Annotated in this window: 5 protein-coding genes; all 5 read left to right on the plus strand. The window is 45.4% G+C overall.

Going from position 1 to position 4,381, the window contains the following annotated elements; translation table 11 throughout:
* Window positions 1–405, plus strand: a 405-nt coding sequence (locus ACO4PX_RS08865; protein ID WP_485572323.1) for a glutamate ligase domain-containing protein, incomplete at its 5' end; no start/stop codon positions are given.
* A complete protein-coding gene (gene priA / locus ACO4PX_RS08870; RefSeq protein ID WP_485572324.1) occupies window positions 390–2,372 on the plus strand; it encodes a replication restart helicase PriA in 1,983 nt (660 codons plus the stop codon). The genes ACO4PX_RS08865 and priA, both read left to right, overlap by 16 nt.
* Window positions 2,373–2,386: 14 nt before the next feature.
* Window positions 2,387–2,881 (plus strand): peptide deformylase, encoded by a 495-nt coding sequence (gene def, locus ACO4PX_RS08875; RefSeq protein ID WP_304071373.1) that lies wholly within the window; start codon window positions 2,387–2,389, stop codon window positions 2,879–2,881.
* Window positions 2,882–2,886: 5 nt separating this feature from the next.
* Entirely contained in the window at window positions 2,887–3,891 is a 1,005-nt protein-coding gene (gene fmt / locus ACO4PX_RS08880; RefSeq protein WP_485572326.1) for a methionyl-tRNA formyltransferase, read from the plus strand.
* A gap of 1 nt (window position 3,892) precedes the next feature.
* Window positions 3,893–4,381, plus strand: a 489-nt coding sequence (locus tag ACO4PX_RS08885) for a zinc metallopeptidase (RefSeq protein ID WP_485572325.1), incomplete at its 3' end; no start/stop codon positions are given.

Genomic DNA, 4,381 nt, shown 5'->3' on the forward strand with positions numbered 1-4,381 from the left:
GGCATTATGATTATTGATGACAGCTACAATGCTTCTCCTGATTCCATGAAGGCTTCCTTAAAAGTCTTGGCTTCAGAGAAAGGGGCAAAAAGAAAGATTGCCGTTCTTGGAGATATGAATGAGCTGGGGGATAATGAAATCGCCTATCATCGGGAAATCGGAGAATTTTTAAAATCTCTCCCCATTGATGCATTATTTACTTTAGGAAAGAAGGGAGAAGAGATTCGAAAAGCTATGGGAGAAAAGCTTCTTCCCGGAACAGCCTGCTTTAGTTTGGAGGAGCTTTCCATAGCTTTGGAAAAGGAAATTAAGCCGGGAGACCTGCTTTTGTTTAAGGCCTCCAATTCTCTTTCTCTTTCCAAGGTGATTCAAGAAATAAGGAGTAAGCATTGTTTGCCAAAGTAATCGTAGATATTTCCCATGAATCTATCGATAAATGTTTTACCTATAGGGTCCCTACGGAATTTTCCTTATCCGTCGGGGATCCTGTTTTGATACCCTTTGGAAGAGGCAAGAAAAAGGGCTATGTGATAGGAATTGAGGAGCTGGCAGACTTCCCGGAAGAGAAGATTAAAGACATTCTTTCTCCTTTGGAAAAGGAGTTTTCCGTAGAAAAACAGCTTTTGGATCTGGCCATCTGGATGGCGGAAGAATATGGAACGACCTTAAATCAATGCTTAAAAACCGTGCTTCCGGTAAAGAAGAAGACGAAAAACAGAACAAAGCCGGGAAAGATACAATATGGAAACCCCTATCCTGCTCCAAAACTCAATGCAGAGCAGGAGGAGGTTCTTTTTGCAATGCAGGAATATTTTCAGGAGGAGGAAGCGCCTTCCGCCCTGCTTTTCGGTGTTACCGGATCCGGAAAGACGGAGCTGTATTTGCGTTTAATCGAAGACTGTCTTGCCAAAGGTAAGGAAGTCATTTATCTGATTCCGGAAATTTCCCTAAGCCACCAAAGCAGAATGCGGGTGGAGGGACGTTTTCCCGGACAGGTGGCGGTGTTACATTCCAAAATGAGCCAGGGAGAACGGGCGGAAAGTATGGAAAAATGTCGGTCCGGAGAGGTGAAGCTTTTGCTGGGCCCCCGTTCCGCACTCTTTGCGCCTTTTTCCAATTTGGGACTCATCATTATCGATGAGGAGCAGGAGCGTTCCTACAAGTCGGAAACCGCTCCTCGTTATGAAAGTCGGGATGTGGCAAGAAAAAGGGGAGAGTTGGCAAACTGTCCGGTACTTTTCGGATCAGCAACACCTTCCGTCAATATTTTCCGGGAGGCGGAGGAAGGAAAAGTCAGGCTTTTTACTTTAAAAAACAGGGCGGTGGAGGGAAGTATTTTACCCAAGCTGACTTTAATTGACTTACGAAAGGAATTAGAGGAGGGAAATCGTTCCATTTTTTCCAAAGCGCTGGAGGAAGCGGTACTGAAGCGTTTGGAAAGGGGGGAGCAAAGCATTCTCTTTATGAACAGAAGAGGCTATTCTCCCTTTGTCAGCTGCAGAAAATGCGGAAAGAGTCTAAAATGTCCCCATTGTGATGTGAGCTTAACCCTACATAAAAACGGCTTTTTACAATGCCACTATTGTGGCTATAGCAGAAAACTGGAAAAGAACTGTCCGAACTGTGGCAGCAGCTACATTTCCCCCTTCGGAACCGGAACGGAAAAGCTGGAAAAGATCTGCCATGCAGTCTTTCCCAAGGCAAGAATTCTTCGCATGGACGGAGATACCACAGGGAAAAAGGGAAAATATGAAGAAATTTTACAGGACTTTGCCGAGGAGAAGGCGGATATCCTTTTGGGAACCCAGATGATTGTAAAAGGACATGATTTTCCGAAAGTCACCTTGGTGGGCATTATGGCGGCGGAGCAGCTGTTTTTTCAGTCGGATTTTCAGGCCAGGGAATATGCCTTTCAGATTCTGACTCAGGCAGCAGGTCGAGCCGGAAGGGGAAAGCTTCCCGGAGAAGTTTTGATTCAAAGCTATCGCCCCGAGGAGGAAGTGCTGGATCTGGCTTTGCAACAGGACTATTTTGCTTTTTATCAATCGGAAAAGAAGTTTCGGAAAAGACTGGAATATCCTCCCTTTGCCAGAATGCTGGCTATCCAATGCAGCTATCAGGAGGAAGAGTTTTTAAGTCTGATGCTGGATAAGACCATCAAAAGAATACAGGGAATAGTGGATGCGGAGAAGGGGGAGCTATTCGGCCCCTTCCCTGCCACCATTTATAAGCTAAAGGATAATTTTAGGAAAATCATCTATATTAAGCAAGAATCCCATGATATAATCATTCGATTAAGAAATCTATTTGTTGAGGAGCTTCGAAAAGAGGACAAACGCTCTTTGATTCAGCTCCAGTTTGATCTTTTATAGAGAGGGTAGAGTTTATGGCAATTCGCAGCATCCGTACCATCGGAGACTCCATTTTGGAAAAGAAGTGTAAAGAAATTAAGGAAATGACGGATAAAACCAGAGATTTGATTCAGGATATGTTTGAAACCATGTACGATGCCAACGGCGTTGGACTGGCGGCTCCTCAGGTGGGGATTTTAAAGCAGCTTTTTGTGGTGGATATCGGAGACGGTGTTCGCTATGTATGCATTAATCCTAAAATCGAAGCTGTGGGAGAGGAGGAGCAGTGCGGAGAAGAGGGCTGTCTTTCCGTTCCGGGAAAGGAAGGAAAGGTTACCCGCCCCATGAATATCCATGTGGAGGCTCTGAATCAGAACATGGAACCCTTTAGCTTGGATGCTTCCGGCTTTTTGGCCAGAGCCTTCTGTCATGAGTATGATCATCTTCAGGGCGTCCTGTATACGGAGAAGGTAGAGGGAGATTTGGAAGATGTGCAGTATGAAGAGCTGGAAGAGGAGGAAATGATTTGAGAATCGTGTTTATGGGAACCCCGGACTTTGCAGTGAAGGGCTTAGAGGCTATCCATCAGGCAGGACATGAGATTCTCCTGGTGGTCAGTCAGGAGGATAAAGCAAAGGACAGAAAGGGAAATCTCCTAAAGACACCGGTAAAGCAGGCAGCGGAAAACCTGGGGCTTCCTGTGCGTTCCGTACATCGCTTGAGAAAGGATGTAGAGCTCCTCGCATATTTAAAGGAATTAAAGCCGGATTGCATTGTGGTGGCTGCCTTTGGACAGATTCTTCCTAAAGAAGTTTTAGATATTCCCCGCTATGGTTGTGTGAACATTCATGCTTCTTTACTGCCTCTTTATCGGGGGGCCTCTCCGATTCAGCAGGCTATTTTACATAGAGACAAGGAAACCGGTATTTCCACCATGATGATGGCGGAAGGAATGGATACCGGAGACATCCTGCTTCAAAAGAAGCTTCCTTTAACGGGGGAAGAAACCGGAGAAAGTCTTTTTGAAGCTCTTTCTTTGCTTTCTCAGGATTGTATTTTGGAAACCCTTAGCCTTTTGGAAAAGGGGAATTGCCCCAGGAGAGCTCAGGAAGAGGAAAAGGCCAGTCATTGCAGTATGATTGTAAAGCAGGACGGTTTTGTGAATTGGAATAAGCCTGCCGTGGAAATTGAAGCTATGGTTCGGGCCTTTAATCCCTGGCCTGCTGCAGTCAGTGTTCTTCCCAACGGGAAAAGCTTTAAGATCTGGAAAGCCAGAGTTATCAAGCAGAAAGAGGAGAATTTTCAAAGCTTTTCAGAAATTAAAGAAGATATGCTCTTAGCCCATTTACCGGAAAGTCTTTCGGAGGAAGCGAAGGCGGCCTTTCGGAAGAAGGACGGTATAGGAAAGATGTATCGCAATAAGGAGAACAATCGTCTTCTTCTTTCCACAGGGGAAGGATATTTGGAAATTTTGGAAATTCAGGTAGAAGGAAAAAAACGTTTGGATACCCCTGCTTTCTTACTAGGATTTGGAGGATAAGATGCCTTATTCATACTATTTTTTTGATCCCACAATGATTTTTGTCTATATCGGCATGGGGCTTTCTCTGCTGGCCTCTTCTTTGGTGAAGTCCACCTTTGCCAAATATGACCGGGTTCGTTCCCAAAGAGGTATCAGCGGAAGAGAGGCGGCGGAGATTATTTTACAGAAAAACGGTATCGGCTATGTGCAGGTGCTTTCCGTAAGAGGACATCTGAGCGATTTCTACAGCCCGAAGGACAAAACGGTAAATCTGTCGGAAGCCACGGAGAACTCCACCTCCATTGCGGCCATCGGTGTTGCTGCCCACGAGTGCGGACATGCTGTTCAGGATGCGGTAGGCTATATGCCCCTGGTCATCAGCCGGAATATTAATCCGGTTTGTGCTATTTGTTCACAGCTGGCCATTCCCATTATTTTTATTGGCTTTCTAATCGGCATGAGCGGTTTTATTCAGTTGGGCATTATTGTTTTCGCAGTGGCGATTTCC

It is taken from the genome of Oribacterium sp. (assembly GCF_057249185.1).

What these genes read in the sequence shown, in the direction of transcription:
- def (WP_304071373.1), top strand. Translation starts at nt 2,387, where the DNA reads ATGGCAATTCGCAGCATCCGTACCATCGGAGACTCCATTTTGGAAAAG.